Annotated in this window: 11 protein-coding genes; 9 read left to right on the plus strand and 2 right to left on the minus strand. The window is 71.1% G+C overall.

The annotated features are described in order from the left end of the window. Positions 1 to 59 precede the first annotated feature (59 nt). From dxs to ACWCPN_RS17050, 4 genes are all read left to right on the plus strand, one after another. Positions 60 to 1,988, plus strand: a complete 1,929-nt coding sequence (dxs, locus tag ACWCPN_RS17035; protein ID WP_392293370.1) for a 1-deoxy-D-xylulose-5-phosphate synthase — start codon at positions 60 to 62, stop codon at positions 1,986 to 1,988. A 141-nt stretch (positions 1,989 to 2,129) separates the two neighbouring features. After that, a complete protein-coding gene (locus tag ACWCPN_RS17040) occupies positions 2,130 to 3,653 on the plus strand; it encodes an amino acid permease (protein ID WP_199212469.1) in 1,524 nt (507 codons plus the stop codon). 44 nt (positions 3,654 to 3,697) lie between these two features. Then, positions 3,698 to 5,299 (plus strand): glycosyltransferase family 39 protein, encoded by a 1,602-nt coding sequence (locus ACWCPN_RS17045; RefSeq protein WP_451206549.1) that lies wholly within the window; start codon positions 3,698 to 3,700, stop codon positions 5,297 to 5,299. A gap of 92 nt (positions 5,300 to 5,391) precedes the next feature. Further along, complete coding sequence (locus ACWCPN_RS17050) at positions 5,392 to 5,679, plus strand: hypothetical protein (RefSeq protein ID WP_365127704.1); 288 nt, start codon at positions 5,392 to 5,394, stop codon at positions 5,677 to 5,679. 356 nt (positions 5,680 to 6,035) lie between these two features. Here the strand turns inward: ACWCPN_RS17050 and ACWCPN_RS17055 are convergent, their stop codons facing one another. After that, entirely contained in the window at positions 6,036 to 6,428 is a 393-nt protein-coding gene (locus ACWCPN_RS17055) for an NTP pyrophosphohydrolase (protein ID WP_451206552.1), read from the minus strand. Between the two features lie 47 nt (positions 6,429 to 6,475). Continuing rightward, positions 6,476 to 7,579, minus strand: a complete 1,104-nt coding sequence (locus ACWCPN_RS17060; RefSeq protein ID WP_451206555.1) for an LCP family protein — start codon at positions 7,577 to 7,579, stop codon at positions 6,476 to 6,478. A gap of 342 nt (positions 7,580 to 7,921) precedes the next feature. On the opposite strand from ACWCPN_RS17060, the gene ACWCPN_RS17065 reads away from it, so the two are divergent. From ACWCPN_RS17065 to ACWCPN_RS17085, 5 genes are all read left to right on the plus strand, one after another. After that, positions 7,922 to 9,052 (plus strand): hypothetical protein, encoded by a 1,131-nt coding sequence (locus tag ACWCPN_RS17065; RefSeq protein WP_451206558.1) that lies wholly within the window; start codon positions 7,922 to 7,924, stop codon positions 9,050 to 9,052. A gap of 219 nt (positions 9,053 to 9,271) precedes the next feature. Then, positions 9,272 to 11,080 (plus strand): stealth family protein, encoded by a 1,809-nt coding sequence (locus ACWCPN_RS17070; RefSeq protein WP_451206561.1) that lies wholly within the window; start codon positions 9,272 to 9,274, stop codon positions 11,078 to 11,080. Between the two features lie 45 nt (positions 11,081 to 11,125). Then, on the plus strand, positions 11,126 to 13,876 hold the full coding sequence (locus ACWCPN_RS17075) for a bifunctional glycosyltransferase/CDP-glycerol:glycerophosphate glycerophosphotransferase (protein WP_451206564.1): 2,751 nt from the start codon (positions 11,126 to 11,128) through the stop codon (positions 13,874 to 13,876). Between the two features lie 21 nt (positions 13,877 to 13,897). Continuing rightward, positions 13,898 to 15,373 carry a glycosyltransferase family 2 protein gene (locus tag ACWCPN_RS17080; RefSeq protein ID WP_451206567.1) on the plus strand — a complete coding sequence of 492 codons (1,476 nt, stop codon included), beginning with the start codon at positions 13,898 to 13,900 and terminating at the stop codon, positions 15,371 to 15,373. 50 nt (positions 15,374 to 15,423) lie between these two features. After that, entirely contained in the window at positions 15,424 to 18,165 is a 2,742-nt protein-coding gene (locus ACWCPN_RS17085; protein ID WP_451206570.1) for a bifunctional glycosyltransferase/CDP-glycerol:glycerophosphate glycerophosphotransferase, read from the plus strand. The last annotated feature ends 2 nt before the right edge of the window (positions 18,166 to 18,167 follow it).

Below are 18,167 nucleotides of genomic sequence, written 5' to 3' on the forward strand. Positions count from 1 at the left end.
AACATTACACTCGACAAGCCCGGCAACAGCTCGATCAGCTCTACTGCAAGGAGGCACGGGTGCCGCTGCTGACCCGCATCAGGGGACCGCGCGATCTGGACCGGCTCAGCCTGGAGGAGCTGGACCAGCTGGCAGGGGAGATCCGGACCTTCCTCGTCGACGCCGTTTCCAAGACCGGTGGCCACCTCGGCCCCAACCTGGGCGTGGTCGAGCTCACCATCGCCCTGCACCGCGTCTTCCACTCCCCGAAGGACAAGGTCCTCTGGGACACCGGACACCAGTCCTACGTCCACAAGCTGCTCACCGGCCGGCAGGACTTCTCCCGGCTGAAGATGAAGGGCGGCCTGTCCGGCTACCCCTCGCAGGCCGAGTCCGAGCACGACGTCATCGAGAACAGCCACGCCTCCACGGTGCTCGGCTGGGCGGACGGCATCGCCAAGGCCAACCAGCTCAAGAAGCGGGACAGCCACGTCGTCGCCGTCATCGGCGACGGGGCGCTGACCGGCGGCATGGCCTGGGAGGCGCTGAACAACATCGCCGAGGCCAAGGACCGCCCGCTGGTCATCGTCGTCAACGACAACGAGCGCTCCTACGCGCCGACCATCGGCGGCCTCGCCAACCACCTGGCGACCCTGCGCACGACCGACGGCTACGAGCGCTTCCTCGCCCGGACGAAGGACATCCTCGACCGCACCCCGGTCGTCGGCAAGCCGCTGTACGAGACCCTGCACGGGGCCAAGAAGGGGCTGAAGGACTTCATCGCCCCGCAGGGCATGTTCGAGGACCTGGGCCTGAAGTACGTCGGCCCGATCGACGGCCACGACGTCGAGGCCCTGGAGTCGGCGCTGGCGCGGGCCAAGCGGTTCGGCGGGCCCGTCATCGTGCACTGCCTGACCGAGAAGGGCCGCGGCTACCAGCCCGCGCTGCAGGACGAGGCCGACCGCTTCCACGCCGTCGGCAAGATCCACCCCGACACCGGGCTGCCGATCGCCAGCTCCGGCGCCGACTGGACCTCCGTCTTCGGCGACGAGATGGTCAAGCTCGGCGAGGAGCGCGAGGACGTCGTCGCCATCACGGCGGCCATGCTCCAGCCGGTCGGCCTGGACAGGTTCGCCAAGCGCTTCCCCGACCGCGTCTACGACGTCGGCATCGCCGAGCAGCACGGAGCCGTGTCGGCGGCGGGTCTGGCCCACGCCGGCGTCCACCCGGTCTTCGCCGTGTACGCCACCTTCCTCAACCGCGCCTTCGACCAGGTCCTGATGGACGTGGCCCTGCACAGGTGCGGGGTGACCTTCGTCCTGGACCGGGCCGGTGTCACCGGCACCGACGGCGCCTCCCACAACGGCATGTGGGACATGTCGATCCTGCAGGTCGTGCCCGGCCTGCGGCTCGCCGCCCCGCGCGACGCCGACCAGGTACGCGCCCAGCTCCGCGAGGCGGTCGCCGTCGACGACGCGCCGACCGTGGTCCGCTTCTCCAAGGGCGCCGTCGGCCCCGCCGTACCGGCCGTGGGCCGGGTCGGCGGCATGGACGTGCTGCGCGAGCCCGGCACCGACCGCCCGGACGTGCTGCTGGTCTCCGTGGGCGCCCTCGCGCCGATGTGCCTGGAGATCGCCGGCCTGCTCGAGCGGCAGGGCATCTCCACCACCGTGGTCGACCCGCGCTGGGTCAAGCCGGTGGACGAGGCCATGGCCCCGCTCGCCGAGCGGCACCGGGTCGTCGTCACCGTCGAGGACAACAGCCGCGTCGGCGGTGTGGGCTCCGCGATCGCCCAGGCCCTGCGCGACGCCGGCGTGGACGTGCCGCTGCGCGACTTCGGCATCCCGCCGCGCTTCCTCGACCACGCCTCCCGCGCCGAGGTCATGGCGGAGATCGGGCTGACCGCGCCCGACATCGCCCGCCAGGTCACCGGTCTGGTCTCCAAGCTGGACGGCCGGTTCGACCGTACGGCGGCAGAGGTCGACTCCGTCGAGCCCGCGCGCGACTAGGAGAAAGCGGCTTCAGGGCCGGTTCCGCCCCGTTCCCCGGTGGCGGAACCGGCCCTTCTGCGTGAACCTGCCTGTGCCGGGGCATACGCACACCCGGCCCTCTCGATCATGTCGAGGACGACAAGCGTGGGAGGTAGGCACGTGAGCAGTGCGCTCTTCAGGACGAAGAACGTCGAACAGTCCATCCGGGACACCGAGGAACCCGAGCATTCTCTCAAGAAGTCCCTCTCCGCCCTCGATCTGACCGTCTTCGGCGTGGGTGTCATCATCGGCACCGGCATCTTCGTCCTCACCGGACAGGTGGCCAAGAACAACGCCGGTCCGGCGGTGTCCCTGGCCTTCGTCGTGGCCGGCGTGGTCTGCGCGCTCGCCGCGCTCTGCTACGCCGAGTTCGCCTCCACGGTCCCCGTGGCGGGCTCCGCGTACACCTTCTCGTACGCCTCCCTCGGCGAACTGCCGGCCTGGATCATCGGCTGGGACCTCGTCCTGGAATTCGCCCTCGGTACGGCGGTGGTGGCCGTCGGCTGGTCGGGCTACATCCGCTCGCTGCTCGACAACGCGGGCTGGCACCTGCCGGACTACCTGGCCGGCCGGGACGGGGCCTCCGGGTTCGGCTTCGACATCCTCGCCGCGGCGCTCGTCCTGGTGCTCACCGCCGTCCTCGTGCTCGGCATGAAGCTGTCCGCCCGGATCACCTCGGTCGTGGTCGCCATCAAGGTGGCCGTCGTCCTCGTCGTGATCATCGCCGGTGCCTTCTTCGTCCACGGCGAGAACTACAAGCCGTTCGTCCCGCACCCCGAGCCGGTGCCGGCGGGCGGCAGTCTCAAGGCGCCGCTGATCCAGCTCATGTTCGGCTGGGCGCCCGCCAACTTCGGTGTGATGGGCATCTTCACCGCCGCCTCGGTGGTGTTCTTCGCGTTCATCGGCTTCGACATCGTCGCCACCGCCGCCGAGGAGACCCGAAACCCGCAGCGGGACATGCCGCGCGGCATCCTCGGCTCGCTGCTCATCTGCACCGTGCTCTACGTCGCCGTCTCCATCGTCGTCACCGGCATGCAGAAGTACACCCGCCTGTCGGTGGAGGCCCCGCTGGCCGACGCCTTCAAGGCCGTCGGGCACCCCTGGTACGCGGGCGTGATCAGCTTCGGCGCCGCCGTCGGCCTGACGACCGTCTGCATGATCCTGCTGCTCGGCCAGACCCGGGTGTTCTTCGCGATGAGCCGCGACGGCCTGCTGCCGCGCTTCTTCTCGCGCGTCCACCCGCGCTTCAAGACCCCGCACCGGCCGACCATCCTGCTCGGTGTGATCATCGCCGTCGTGGCCGGCTTCACGAGCCTGAGCGAGCTGGCCGAACTGGTGAACATCGGCACCCTGTTCGCGTTCGTCGTCGTCGCGATCAGCGTCATCATCCTGCGCAGGACACGCCCGGACCTGCCCCGCGCGTTCCGCACCCCCTGGGTCCCGGTGGTCCCGATCGTGTCCGTGTGCGCCACGCTGTGGCTGATGCTCAACCTGCCGGCCGAGACCTGGCTCCGCTTCGCCATCTGGATGGTCATCGGCATCGTGGTCTACCTCCTCTACGGCCGCAAGCACAGCATGCTCGCCCTGCGGGAGAAGTCCCCGGCGGGCGAGGTGCCCGGGGCGCCGCCCGGAAAGAAGCAGTAGCCGGCCGACCGCGCCCTCCGGCCGACCGCTCACTTCGGCCCCGTATGTTCCGCTTCGCCGGAACTGCGGGGCCGGATAACGTGCTGTCCGTGCTGCCCACGCTCGCCGCCCCGCTCACCCCCGCACGGCCCGCGGTCACCCGGACGGCGTACTGGATACGGCTGCTCCCCGCCCTGGCGGCGCTGGCCTGCGTCACCCGGGTGCCGTCCTTCGTCCGCCCGCTGTGGAACCCCGACGAGGGCTATCTGGCCGTCCAGGCGGGCCTCCTCGCCCACGGCGGCCGGCTGTACGAGACGGTCGTGGACCGCAAGCCGCCCCTGCTGCCGTGGCTGTACGAGGCCGCCTTCGCGGTCTGCGGCTCCGGCTCGCTCACCCCGCTCCGGGTGCTGGCCGTGGCCGCGCAACTGCTCACCGCGGCCCTGCTCGCCTCCGTGGCCCGGCGCCGCTGGGGCGACACCGCCGGGCGCACCGCCGGGGTGCTGTACCTGCTGGTGTCGGTGGGACTCAACCCGGAGGACGCGCAGGCCGCCACCTTCGAGGTCTTCATACTGCCGGGCACCGCGGCCGCCCTGTGGTGCGCGGACCGCGGCCGCTGGGGCGCGGCCGGCACCGCCGTGGCCTGCGCCTTCCTCACCAAGCAGACGGGCGGCGCGGTACTGCTGCCGGTGCTCTGGCTGCTGTACCGGCGGGGCGGGGCGCCGGCGCGGGGTGTCCGACGGGCGGGGGGCGTGCGGGCTCCGCGGGCGGGGGGTGTGCGGGCTCCGCGGGCGGGGGGTGTGCGGCTCGCGGCGGGTTTCGCGCTGCCGGTCCTGTGCGCGGCCCTCGCCACCGACCCCGCCGGATTCCTGTTCTGGACGGTCACCGGATCCGCCGCCTACGCCTCCTTCGCCGGCTCGGAACTGCTCGTCCTCGGCCGGGGGCTGGCCAACACCGCGATCCTGGCGGTGGCCTGCGCGGGCCTGGTCCCCCCGGTGGTACGGGCGCTACGGGCCCGTACCACCGGCGCCGCCCGTGCGCCGGGGGCCGGGGGAGCCATGGGGGCCGACCTGTGGCTCTGGCTGGCGTCCTCGGCCGGCGCGGTCGTCCTCGGCTTCCACTTCTTCGGGCACTACTACCTGCAACTCCTCCCGCCCGTCGCCCTGCTGGCCACGGCGGCCCTCCAACTCCTGCCCCGCGCACGCCTGACGTCCGCCGTCCTCACCTCAAGCTGCTGCTGCGCCCTGTTCCTGACCTGGGGCCTGCTCGCCCCGCGTCCCGAACTCGCCCACGCCCAGCGCCTGGCCACCGCGCTCGCCCAGCGCACGGCACCGGCGGACCGGGTCCTGGTGTGGGGCATGCACCCCGAGACGTACTGGCTGGCGGACCGCACCCCGGCCAGCCGCTATCTCACCGCGGGCCTGCTCACCAACTACAGCGGCGGCCGCGACGGTCCCCGCGTCGGCGAGAAGTACGCGGTCGCGGGCGCCTGGCCCGTCTTCCGCGCGGAGATGACCACGCGGGCCCCGGCCCTGGTGGTCGACGACTCCCGGGGCGCGCCGTACCGCCCCGACCGTCTCCCCAGCCTGCGCCGGCTGCTGGCCGGGCGGTACGAGGAGGTGGCCCGGGTCGACGGAGCGGTGTTCTACCGCCGGATCCCGGTCGGCTGAAAGGGAGTTGACCCGAGCCCGTGTGACCGCCCCCTGCTATGCTCGGGACGATCATTTGAACACGTTCAAATTACGTGCACCAGGGGGATCACATGCCCGCGCCGACCACTTCGGACCCCGGCGACACACCCGCCGTCGCCCTCGGCCCCACCGCGCTCTTCCTCGGGATCGTCGCCGCCCCCGGCTTCTGGCCCGGCCTCATGTTCGTCCTAATGCCGTGGTCGTGGCTGGCCGGCGCCCTCGCCGTCACCTTCGGCCTGGCGGGCATCCACTACGCCCGCCAGGGCACCGGCCGCATGTGGCCCGCCGTGACCGGCACGGTCCTCGGCTTCGTCGGCCTGGCCGGCTTCTTCCTCCTGGCGGTGACATTCTCGGCCTGACGGCGTTCACGAGCAGGCCCCGCCGCCCCGCCCCCGCCCCCGGAACCGCGAGCGGGCCGGGGCGCCTCAGGAACGGGCCGCGGTGCCGTGGCGGCAGACGGGGCCGGGCCGGCGGGGCGACTGGGGCGAGCACCAGTGGCCGGTCCGACCGAGACGTGGGATCCCCGGTCCCGTCCCGCGCGCAGGCCAAGCCGTGCACGGGGGGCCGGCTCCGGGTCGTGTCCTTCCGTGGACGGGGGATCGGTTCCGGGTCGTGCCGGCCGTGGACGGGGAACCGGCTCCGGGGGCGTGTCCTGGCGGTCGCGCATGAGGCCGCCCCCGGGTCGTCCCTCGCCCCGGCGTCGACGGCTCGGCGCTCAGCCGAGCACCGTGCGCGGACCCGTCACCTCCGCGCCCAGCTCGGTCACCCGGCGCCGCAGTTCACGGTCGGCCGTGACCACCAGCCGGCGCCGGCCCGCGGACTCCGCGGCCAGCTCCACGATCCGGTCGTCCCCGCTGCCGGGCGCCGACTCCACCCGTACCCCCGGCACGGACTCCACCCCACGGGCCGCGCCCTCGACCACGAGCACGATCTCCAGAGCGCCGTCGTGTCCCGGCAGCCCCTCGGCGGCCAGCCGGTCCCGCAGCCGCCCGGCGGCGCCCCTGCGGTCCCGCCACCAGCCGTCCGGCCGCGAGCCGACGACGTTCGCGCCGTCGACGATCAGCAGCAGGGGGCCGTCGGGGGCCGGGGAGCCGAGGGGGTCCGTCATGGTCCAAGCGTCCCACGTCGGCGCCGGACCGTGAGGTACGGCGAGTGTCAGGCCGAACCGCCGCCCGTGGCGGGGGACTTCTTCGCGGACTCCGGGATCGTGGTGTCGCGGCGGAGTGCCTTCCACAGCTGCGACGCCTGCGGCTCGGCGGCGACCACGCGGTTGGGGTCGGCCTTGTCGTACTGTACCGGCAGCATGATCGTCTCCATGGTGGAGGGGTCGACACCGTTGAGGCTGCGTCCGAACTCCGCCAGCTTGGTCAGCGAGGCGAGGTCGGAGTCGGTGGTGAGGGCGGCGGTGAGCTTGTCCGCGATCTTGTAGGACTTGGTGGGGCTGCCCAGCAGGTCCTGCTTCTTGATCTCGCTCAGCAGGGCCAGCATGAACTTCTGCTGCAGTCCGATGCGTCCGAGGTCGCTGCCGTCGCCGATGCCGTGCCGGGTGCGCACGAACTGAAGGGACTGGGTGCCGTCCAGCTTGTGGGTGCCGGCGGTCAGGTCGAGGCCGCTGGAGCTGTCGTGGATGTCCTTGTCGACGGTGACGGTGACCCCGCCTATCGCGTCCACGAGCCCCTTGAAGCCCGCGAAGTCGATCTCGACGTAGTGGTCCATGCGAACCCCGGAGATCTGCTCGACGGTCTTGACCACGCAGGCGGGACCGACCTGGGAGTAGATGGAGTTGAACATCACGCGCTTCGCGGACGAGACCGTGGAGCCGTCCGACCGGGTGCACTCGGGCCGGGTCACCAGGGTGTCGCGGGGGATGCTGACGGCGACGGCCTTGGTGCGGCCCTCGGGTATGTGCATCACCAGCGCGGTGTCGGAGCGGGCCCCCGAGACGTCGCCCGTGCCCAGCGAGGCGTTGGCGCCGGCCCGCGAGTCGGAGCCCAGGACCAGGATGTTCTGGCCGGAGGTGGGCAGCTTCTCGGGCCGGTCGTCGCCGATCGCCCTGTCGATGTCGACGCCCTTGATGTTGCCGTCGAGGTCGCTGTAGAGCCAGTAGGCCGTGCCGCCGAGCGCGAGGACGAGAACGAGCAGGGAGAGGAGCACGATCCGGCCGGTTCGGCGTTTCTTCTTCTGGGCTCTGCGGTTGCCGCGCTTGTCGGGCGGGGACTGGCGGTCAGGCGGCACAGGGGTGCTCAGGTCGTGGCTCACGGCGGGTCCTCGCAACTCATGCCCTGAAGGGCAAGGGCAGCAGGCCGCTCCCGTGAGGGGCCGGGTCGGTGCTGCTCGGCTGACACTTGGTTGGCATTGAACTATAGACGCGCGCTCGCACACATGTGTGAGCGATGTGAACGGTTGTCCGCCCTGGTGAAGGCGGTGGGCCGGCCCGTCCCGGGATGTGCCGTCCGCGCCCGGAAGCGGTCCGCGGGCCGTGCCCCGAGGCCCGTGCGGCTCCGACGCGGCAGCGGGACGTGTGTTCGGACGTGCTTATGATGTGGCGGATTCCGGAGTGATCCGTGGGCAGCGTGCCTGGGGCGGGAAGGGGCGGCGCACATGCGCGGCAGAGGTGCGCAGGCCGTGGACCGGCGGTCCCGGGCCGGTGTCGGGACCGAGGCGCGGCCCCGGCGGGCGAGCGCGGCGGCGGTGGCCACGGGGTCGTGGCTGCTGCGCGGGAACGACGACCGCCTCGCCGTGTACGCGCTCGTCGAAGGCGGTGTGCACCGCTGGACGGAGACCGCGGTCGGCGGCGGGTTCCGGAGCGGGCCCGACTTCTTCCCCGCCGAGGGGCTGACCGCCCTCGCCGTCGCCCAAGGCGCCAATCGGTACGCGCACTTCCTCGGACGCAGGGAGACCCGGCAGGGTGGCGGCGTACCGAAGGTCGACCTGCTCTACGCCGTGCAGTACCAGTCGGGCCGGACCCTGGGGGACTGGCGTTCCCTCGGCAACCCGTACCGCGACCCGAAGGACGCCGCGTCCCTCGGTGTGCCGGCCGCCGCGGTCGACGGGCAGGGCACCGTCCACGTCTTCGTCTCCGGCGGCCCCGGTGGGGTCATGCTCCGGCGCGAGTCCAAGAGCGGTGCGTGGGAGGCCTGGCAGGACCTGCGCGGCGGCGCGGTCGCCGGCGTGCCGGCCGCCGCGGCGAACTCCGCCGGACTGGTGGAGGTCCTCGCGCCGGGCAACCGGTCGGTCATGCGCTGGGTCCAGACGGAGCCCGGAGCGGTCCTGCGCCGGGCGCAGGACCTCATGCCCGCTCCGGCGCCCGGCTCGGCCGCGCTCCTGGAGACCGCTCCCGGGGTGTTCACCGCGTACTGGTCCGAGCAGAGCGGGACGGGCGTCTACGCGCAGCGGCCCGGCGAGTGGGCCCTGCCCGCGGGCGGGGCTCCGGGAGAAGGGGCCCACGCCACGCTCCGGGCCCGCGTCGACGGCTACGACTGCACGCTCCTTGCCCATCAGGGGCGTACGGGAACGGCCGTGCTCGGCGTCTGCGGCACCGGCGGGGAGTCCGGCGGACTGTGGTGGACCGACACGGGGATGCCCTGCGCCGGCGCTCCGGCCCTGGCCCTCGACGGTCTCGGCCGGGTCGTCATGGCGATGGTCGCGCCGGACGGCGGTGTCCTGGTGAACCGGCAGCGGCCGGAACCGGGGCTCACCCTGTCCGACTGGGAGCGCCTGCCGGACGCCTGATCCGCACCCGTCCCACCCCGGGCCGGCCTGGCCCGCGATCCGTGCTGCCCGCTGATACACCACTTCTTCCTGCGAGTCCAGGAAATAAAAGGTTGTACCGCTCATCAAGTGATGATTGACACGTGCCGCTACCTGTCCATGGGCTGTCTTGGGCTGAACTTTTAGGAGATCATTATGTGAAAGTTTGACGGATTGCTGGTGTGGAATGGTGGATGCCTCGTGGTCGGCTCGGACAACCCTGAGGCCGGGGCGCTGATTTCGGCGTACCGGTCAGCGGTCCCGACCGGCGCGAGACGGCGGATCGTGCGGGGGGTGCCGACCCCGGTCCGCAAGGCCGTGAAGTCCTCCCTCACCGCCGCGGACTCCATGCGCTCCGCCACGGTGGTCTGGGCGATGGGGGGCAAGCGCAAGGCGCCCCGGCACAGCACCGCCCACAGCCGGCGGGTCGTCCGCGTCGGCCGCCGCCACATGCGTGCGCTGCTGGTCGAGGGCGCGACGGACTGGGCGGCCCGCGCCCGCAACCTGAACATCCTGGTCTCCGTCCTGGAGGCGGCGGACATCGACTACTTCTGCGTGCGCGGCACGAACAGCGGACTGCCCGCCGTCGCCGTCCTCGCCGCGTCCCGCCCGCTGGTCGAGGAACTGCTCCGGGCGGCCTTCGCGCAGGCCCCGGGCTACGTGGGGCCGGCCGACGGCAACGAGGCCCGCATGGAGCCCGGCGACGAGGAGCGGTCGTGGCGGCAACTGCGCAAGCACAAGGTGCTGCGGGTCGCCTGGTACGTGTGCGACCCGACCCAGCAGCTGGTCTTCGGCGCGGCCTCCGGATGCGACCTGGAGGTGTGGACGGAGCGGGACGGGGAGCTGCGGGCCCCGCGGCCCAACCGGGTCATCGACGCCGTTCCGGCGAGCGCTCCGCGCAAGTCGGCACCGCAGAGTCTGTTCAGCCCCATACCCTCCGCGTACCACACGGGGGAGGCCAGGACGCTGGCCGAGTTCGCGGTGCCGCTCCCGGAGGACCACCGCTTCCCCATCGACGTCGTGTACACCTGGGTGGACGACTCGGACCCGGTCTGGCGGGCCTCCCGCGACCGCGCGCGAGGGCGGCTGCCCGCGGACGGGCTGCACGAGCAGGCGGCGAACGACTCGCGCTACACCAGCCGCGACGAACTGCGCTACTCGCTGCGGTCGCTCCACCAGAACGCACCCTGGGTGCGCAACATCTACCTCGTCACGGCCGGCCAGGTCCCGTCCTGGCTCCACGCCCAGCACGCGAACCTCCGGGTGGTGGACCACCGGGAGATCTTCTCGGACCCCGCCGCCCTGCCGACGTTCAACTCGCACGCCATCGAGAGTCAGCTCCACCACATCCCGGGGCTCTCGGAGTGCTTCCTCTACCTCAACGACGACGTGTTCTTCGGCCGGCCGGTGACGCCCGCCCACTTCTTCCACCCGAACGGCATCACCAAGTTCTTCACCTCGCCGGCGCTGATTCCGGGCGGCGGCGTCTCCTCGGCCGATCTGCCGGTCAACGCCGCGGGCAAGAACAGCCGGTGGCTCATCGCGCAGAAGTTCGGCACCGCCATCTCCCAGAAGATGAAGCACACGCCGCACGCGCTGCGCAGGAGCGTGCTGCAGGAGATCGAGGAGACCTTCGCGGAGCAGCACGCCGACACCCAGAACTCGCGCTTCCGGTCGCCCGATGACGTACCGATCGCCTCCTCACTGCACCACTACTTCGCGTACCACTCCGCCCGGGCCACGGTGGGCGATATCCAGTACCGGTACATCGACCTCTCGGCCGAGCTGGCCGAGCGGCGCCTGAACACGCTCCTGGCCAACCGGAACATGGACACCTTCTGCCTCAACGACACGGTGGAATCGGCCGACCCGGAAGCGCAGCGGCTGATGCTCGCGCGCTTCCTCGAGACGTATTTCCCGGTGCCCAGCCCTTATGAGGTCGCGGAGCCCGAGAACGTCCTGGAGCGCCCCGCCGAGACGGGGAGGAGCATCGATGCCGCCGGCCGATGACCTCCCCTTCCCCTCCGCACCGCACGCGAGTGAGTCCCCCGACAGATGAATTCCTACGACGTCACGCTGGTCGTGCCGGTCTACAACGTGGAGCAGTACCTCCCGGAGTGTCTGGCCTCCATAGAGGCGCAGACCGTGTTCGAGCGCTGCGAGGTCATACTCGTCGACAACGGCAGTACGGACGGCTCCTACCGGCTCTGCGCACAGTTCGCGTCCCGCCACACCAACACCACGGTGCTGGTGCGCCTCGGCGGCGGCGCCGGAGCGGCCCGCAACCTCGGCATGGACCGGGCGACCGGTGCGCGGATCGCGTTCTGCGACTCCGACGACGTGCTCCCGCCCACCGCGCTCGAACGCATGCTGGACGCCTCCGTGGCGACCGGCGCCCAGGTCGTGGTGGGCGCGATGGAGACGTTCCCCAAACCGACCAACTGGGCCTGGAAGGAGCACTTCGGCAAGGGCGACCGGACGTTCGCCAGCCTGGCCGAGATGCCCGAACTGGTGCACAGCGCGAGCGCCTGCAACAAGCTCTTCGACCTGTCCTACCTGCGCTCCCACGCGATCCGCTTCGCGGAGGGCGTCCACTTCGAGGACGCCTACGTCGGCGTACCCGCGCTCGTCCTCGCCGGCCGGCTCGCCCTGGTCGACGCCTGCGTCTATCGGTACCGCAAGCGCGCCGCGGGGAACTCCACCATGGACGCGATCTGGACGCGGCGGCAGAACTACCGGGACCACCTCCAGCTCGTCGAGCACCTGCACCGGATGGGCGCGGGCCTCCCGGAGTCATCGCGAGCCGTGCTGGACCTCTTCCTGGTCCGGAGCTACCAGGGCTTCGCGCTCCGGGCGCCCGACCTCTTCCAGGGGGCGGAGCTGGAGGAGATCTACTCGCGGTGCCGCGCGGTCTACTGGAACGTCTCGCCCGATGTGGTCGTCAGGGCCACCGCCGACGCGCGTCACCGTGTGGCCTACCTCGCCTTCCTCACCGGGGACTTCGGCCTCTTCGCGGACCGGGCGGCGAGACTGCGCGAGCCCGTGGTGCGCGACGGCCGCCCGTACCTCACCGGCGGACTGCCGGACCGGCTCGCCCCGCTGGCGCACGCCACGCCCTTCACCGCTCATCTGGAGCACGTCCGTCTGCTGCCGGGAACCGGGACGCTGCGGATCGCCGGACGGTTCGAGATCAGCGGCATGCCCCTGGTGCGGCCCCTGGCGGGGCGGCTCGGCCTGCGGGTCCGGGGAAGCCGCCTCGGCGTCCCCGCCGCGCAGGTCCGCCGGCGGGACCTGCGGAACACGCGGCCCGACACGGAGTGGGGCGGCTTCACCGCCGACCTGCCCCTCGACGCCCTGCGGCCCGGGGTCCACGACCTCGAACTCGTCCTCGACACCGGGGACGGCCGGGCGGCCACCCCGTGCCTGGTCGCCGCGGGCTACCTGCGCGGGGCGCGCGTGGTCGAGCACGGCGGGACCCGCGTGGTGCCGCACTGGAAGGGAAAGAACCGCGCGGTCCTCATGGTCTCCGCCGGGGCGCGCCGGTGGCGCGGGCGCGGGGTCCTGGACAGCCTCCTCGTCAAGGACGCCAAGCACGTGCTGCGCCGCCGGCCGTTCTGGAAGCAGCGCCTGCTACGCCTGTTCACGAAGCCGCTGGCGCCGCTCTTCCTCGGCCGGGACATCTGGCTCTTCGCCGAACGGGGCGACACCGCGCAGGACAACGGCCGGCATCTGTTCCGCCACGCCCGCACCGCCGGGAAGCGGCGCGGCGCGTACTACGTCATCCGGGCCGGCAGCCCCGACCGGGCCCGTCTGGCGGGGCTCGGGCACGTCGTCGCGCACAGCTCCTGGAAGCACAAGCTGCTGATGCTGCACGCGTCCGCGCTCGTCAACGCCTACGACATCGACACCTACATGCTGCCCGACGGCTGGGACCGGACCCGCTACCTCAAGCACCTGAACTGGCGCGTGGGCGCCCGCAGGGTCTTCCTCCAGCACGGTGTGACGGACAAGGACGTCAGCAAGGGCCTGCACCGCAACCGCACGGGCGTCGACCTCATCCTCGCGGTGAGCCGGCACGAGGGGTGGTTCCTGTCGGAGGAACTGGGCTACGAGGGGCAGGTGGAGGTCATCGGTTTCCCCCGCTTCGACGCGCTGGTCCCCGCCCGGGGCGGCCGCACCGTCCTGTTCATGCCGACGTGGCGCGCCTATCTGGCCGTCGCCTCCTACAGCCGGGACGGCGGCCACGAGGCACGACAGGCGGCGCGCGACCGGTTCCTGGCCTCCGGCTACCGGGAGTTCATGGTCCGCTTCCTCAACGACCCCGTTCTCCTGGCCGCGCTGGAACGGTACGACTACACCCTGGAATTCCTGCCGCACTACGAAATGCGCGCGATGGTCGGGGAGATGGTCCCGGACCGGGACCGGGTCCGGATCGTCGACCAGAACGAGGTCGGTGTGCAGGAGGCCATGCGGCGCTGCGACCTCTTCGTCACCGACTGGTCCTCCACCGCCTTCGACGTGGCCTACCTCGGAACTCCCCTGGTCTACGCGCAGTTCGATGCCGAGGAGTACTGGGACGGGCACTACCAGAAGGGCTACTTCGATGCCCGCCGGGACGGATTCGGGCCGGTCGGCGAAACGGTCGGGGAGGTCGTGGACGAGGTGGTCCGCTACCTGCGGTCGGGGTGCGTCCGGGAGCCCGGATACCTGCTGCGGGTGGAGAAGTTCTTCGAGTACCGGGACCAGCGGAACAGCGTGAGGGCGCTGGAAGCGATCGACCGCCTCGTTGGGGGGTCGTATCAGTGATGTGGTGTGCCAGGAGGAAAAATGTCCCAAGCCAGCCGTGACGTGACGGTCGTCGTGCCGTTCCGCGACGTCCAGAACTTCTTCGCCGAGTTCCTGCGGTCGGTGGCCGCGCAGACGGCCTTCGCGCGCGCCCACGTGATCCTCGTCGACAACGGCAGCAGCGATCAGTCGGTGGCGATCGCGAGCGAGTTCGCCGACACGCACGCCAACGTCGACCTGGTCTCGCAGCCTCAGGGCCGGGCCGGCGACGCGCGCAACCTGGGCATGGACATGGCCACGACGCCGTACATCGTCTTCTGGGACGCCGACGACACCGTGCCCGAGCGGTCGCTCGAGGTGCTGCGGGACACCATCGTCAGGACCAGGGCCACGGTCGTCGTGGGCCGCGAGAAGCACGTCCCGAAGCCGGTCAAGGCCCCGTGGCACAAGTACTTCGGCAAGAACGTCAAGACGGTGGGCAGCGTCGTCGACGTCCCCGACCTGATCCACTCCGCCTCCTGCTGGAACAAGATCTTCGACCTCGACCTGCTGCGCTCCCAGGGCATCCGGTTCGGTACCGGCACCGCCTTCGAGGACGCCTACGTCTCGCTGCCCGCGCTGCTGCTGTCGGAGCGCATCGCGCTGGTCGACGCGCCCGTCTACGAGTACCGCAGGCGTGGCGACGGCACCTCCGTGATGGACACCATCTGGGACCTCCCGCAGAACTACGCCGACCAGCTGATGATGCTGGAGTCCCTCGCGGGCATGCGCCAGGGACTCACGCCGTACGAGCAGGAGACGCTGGAGCGGTTCCTCATCCGCAGCATGCAGGGCTTCCTGCTGAGGGCGCCGCGGGTCTTCGGCGAGGCCGACTGCCGGCAGCTCTTCGAGCGCTGCCGCACGCTCTACTGGGGGATCACCTCGGAGCAGTTCGCCCGCAGCACGAACGACACCAGGCACCGCATCCCCTACCTCGCGCTGCACTTCGGGGACTTCGACCTCTTCTACCGACCGGCCTCCGTCCTCGGCTCGGTCTTCGGCCGCGAGGGGGACCTGCACATCGACTATCCGGGGACGTCCTGGGGGCTGCCGCTCACCAAGGTCACGTCGGTCCCGGCCCGGATCGAGGGGGTCTCCCCCGGCGAGGGCGGGACGACGGTCGTCCACGGCCGGTTCTCCCTCAACGGCCTTCCCGACGAACTGCTGGCCAAGCTCGAACTGCAGGTCTGGTTCGAACGGAGCGGCAAGACCCTGCCCGCGGTCAACCACGGGCAGGCGCACGACCGACCCGGCGAGGCGGGAGCCGTCTTCAGCGTCACCATCGACCCCCGCGAGTTCCCGGCCGGCTCCTTCCCCGTCCGTCTGGTGCTGTGCACCCGGGGCAGGGACGTCTCGCGCCCGTGCACGGTCTCCCCGGCGCTGGCCCGGCAACCGGGCGGCAACGGATTCCACGGCCTCGCGCGCGTCACCGCCGAGGACGGCACCGCCCGGCTCGTCATCGAGTCCACCCAGCACTGATCAGGGTCCGCTCCACAAATGGGGTACGCGGCAGAAAACAGGAGTCACACGTGTTCGATCCCCTCTACGACGTCGCCGTCGTCGTGCCCATCTTCAACGTGGAGAGATACCTCCAGGAGTGCCTCGACTCCCTGGCGCGGCAGACGATGTTCAGCCGCTGCCAGGTGATCCTGGTCGACAACGGCAGCGCCGACGACTCGCCCGCCATCGCCGCGGACTTCGCGGCCCGGCACCAGAACGTATGGGCGCTCGTGCACCCCGAGGGCAAGGCCGGCGGGGCGAGGAACGCGGGACTGGAACTGGTCAGCGCCCGCTACGTCACGTTCTGCGACTCCGACGACGTCCTGCCCGACGACGCCCTGGAAACCATGTGGCGGACCGCGGTCAAGGAGCGTGTGCCGCTCACCATCGGGCGGATGGAGACGTTCCCCGAGGAGACCAACTGGCCCTGGCTCCGCTACTTCGCGAAGCACGTCCAGGTGCATCCCGGCATCGAGAACATCCCCGAGATGATTCACGGGGGAAGCGCCTGCCACAAACTCTTCGACGTCGAGTTCATCCGCGCGAACGACATCCGCTTCCGCGAAGGGGTGCACTTCGAGGACGCGTTCTTCTCGGTTCCCGCCATGCTGCTCGCCGACCGCATCGCGATGGTGCCGAACACGGTCTACCGGTACCGCAAGCGCGCCACCGCGGACTCCACCATGGACAAGCTGTGGGAACGCACGGAGAACTACTGGGACCACCTCCTCCTGGAGGAGTACCTGATGACGCTCCGGCCCCGCCTCTCCGCCCACCGGCAGGAGGTCCTCAACCGGTTCCTGGTGCGCAGCTACCAGGGTTTCGCCCTGCGCGCCCCGCAGGTCCTGCCCGAGGAGGAACTGCTCAGGCTCTTCTACCGGGCCCGCGCGGTCTTCACCCAGGTACCGCCGGACGCGGTCCTGGCCTCCACCCACGACACCCGTCACCGGGTGCCGTTCCTCGCGATGTACATGAACCTGTACGAGCTGTTCGCGCGCCCGGAGCAGGAGATCAGCGGGCTGTACGGACGAGGCGGAGACCTCTACCTCGACATCACGGTGCCGAGCGCGCTGCTCCCGCTGACGAAGGTCTCCTCCACCAGCGTGCACGTGGAACGGATCCAGGCGGAGCCAGAGTCCGGCGGAGTCCTCGTCGCCGGCCGGTTCGTGCTCAACGGGTTCCCGATGGGCCGGCCCATGCGCAACCCCCTGCAGCTGTGGGTGGAGAAGAGCGGTCAGCTGGTGACCGCGCGGCAGGTGTGGCGCAGCGACCTGATGGCGACGCGGGACGATCTCGCCTGGGGCGGGTTCGAGGCGGTCGTGCCGGCGGACGCCCTCAAGGACGGCGAGTTCCCGCTGAAGCTGGTGTTCTGCACCGCCGGCCGTGATGTCTCGCGTCCCTGCATGACCACCACCGCGATGCTGCGCGGCGCCCGCCCGATGAAGGTCGCGGACCGGTGGATCCTTCCGCTGTCGCAGGGGAAGGACAACACGGTCCTGGTGGTCCGGGAGGCGCTGGGCCGGGACGGCGACCGGGCCTGGGAGAAATTCCTGGAGGGCATGGACGAGGACCAGAAGAAGCGCAAGGCGCCCTTCTGGCGCGCCCGCGCCATCCGGCGGGCCACGCTCAGGTTCTTCCGCCGCAAGGAGATCTGGCTGATCGGTGAGCGCAAGGACACCGCGCAGGACAACAGCCTGCACCTGTTCACCTATCTGCGCACGCACGAGCGCCGCCGCAAGGCCTACTACGTCATCGACAAGAGCAGCCCGGACCGGGCCAAGCTGAAGCGCCTGGGGAACGTGGTGGCGCACAGTTCCTGGAAGCACAAGCTGCTCATGCTGCACGCGTCGCTGCTCGTCAACGCCTACGACATCGACTCGTACATGCTCCCCGACGGCTGGGACCGCACCAGGTACCTCAAGCACCTCAACTGGCGCGTGGGGGCCCGGCGGGTCTTCCTCCAGCACGGCGTCACCGACGAGGACGGCAGCAAGGCCCTGCACCGCAACCGGACCGGTGTGGACTTGGTGTTCGCGACCAGTGACCGGGAGGCCCGGTACTTCTCCGAGCACATGCACTACGGAGACCGGGCCAAGGCGCTGGGCTTCCCGCGCTTCGACGCCCTGCAGCCGGACCGCGGCCGACGGCGCGTCCTGCTGATGCCCACCTGGCGCAAGTACCTGACCATCCCCTCCTACCTCCAGCAGGACGGTGCCGACCAGGACGCGGTCGACGAGATCTTCCGGGAGTCGACGTACCGGGAGTTCCTGGTGCAGCTGCTGGGTCACCCGAAGCTGATGGAGGCGCTGGAGCACTACGACTACGTACTCGACTTCCTGCCGCACTACGAGATGCGGAACATGGTCGACGGGGTCGTACCGGATCACCCCCGGGTGCAGCGCCTGGACCAGACGAAGACCAGCGTGCAGACGGCCCTGCGCCAGTGCGACCTGTTCATCACCGACTGGTCCTCGGTCCACTTCGACATGGCCTACCTCGGCACGCCGCTCGTCTACGCCCGGTTCGACCCGGACGAGTACTGGGCCAAGCACGCCCGGAAGGGCTACTTCGAGGCGGCGCACGACGGGTTCGGGCCCGTGTGCGGCAACGTCGAGGAAGTGGTGAACGAGGTGATCCGCTACCTCGGCAACGGGTGTGTGCGCGAGCGGGAGTACGACTACCGTGCGCGCGCGTTCTTCGCCTTCGACGACCGCGAGAACTGCGCCCGCGCGACGGCCGCGATCGCGGAGCTCGCGGCGTCGGACGTGTAGGC

The sequence above is a fragment of the Streptomyces sp. NPDC002386 genome (assembly GCF_053593175.1).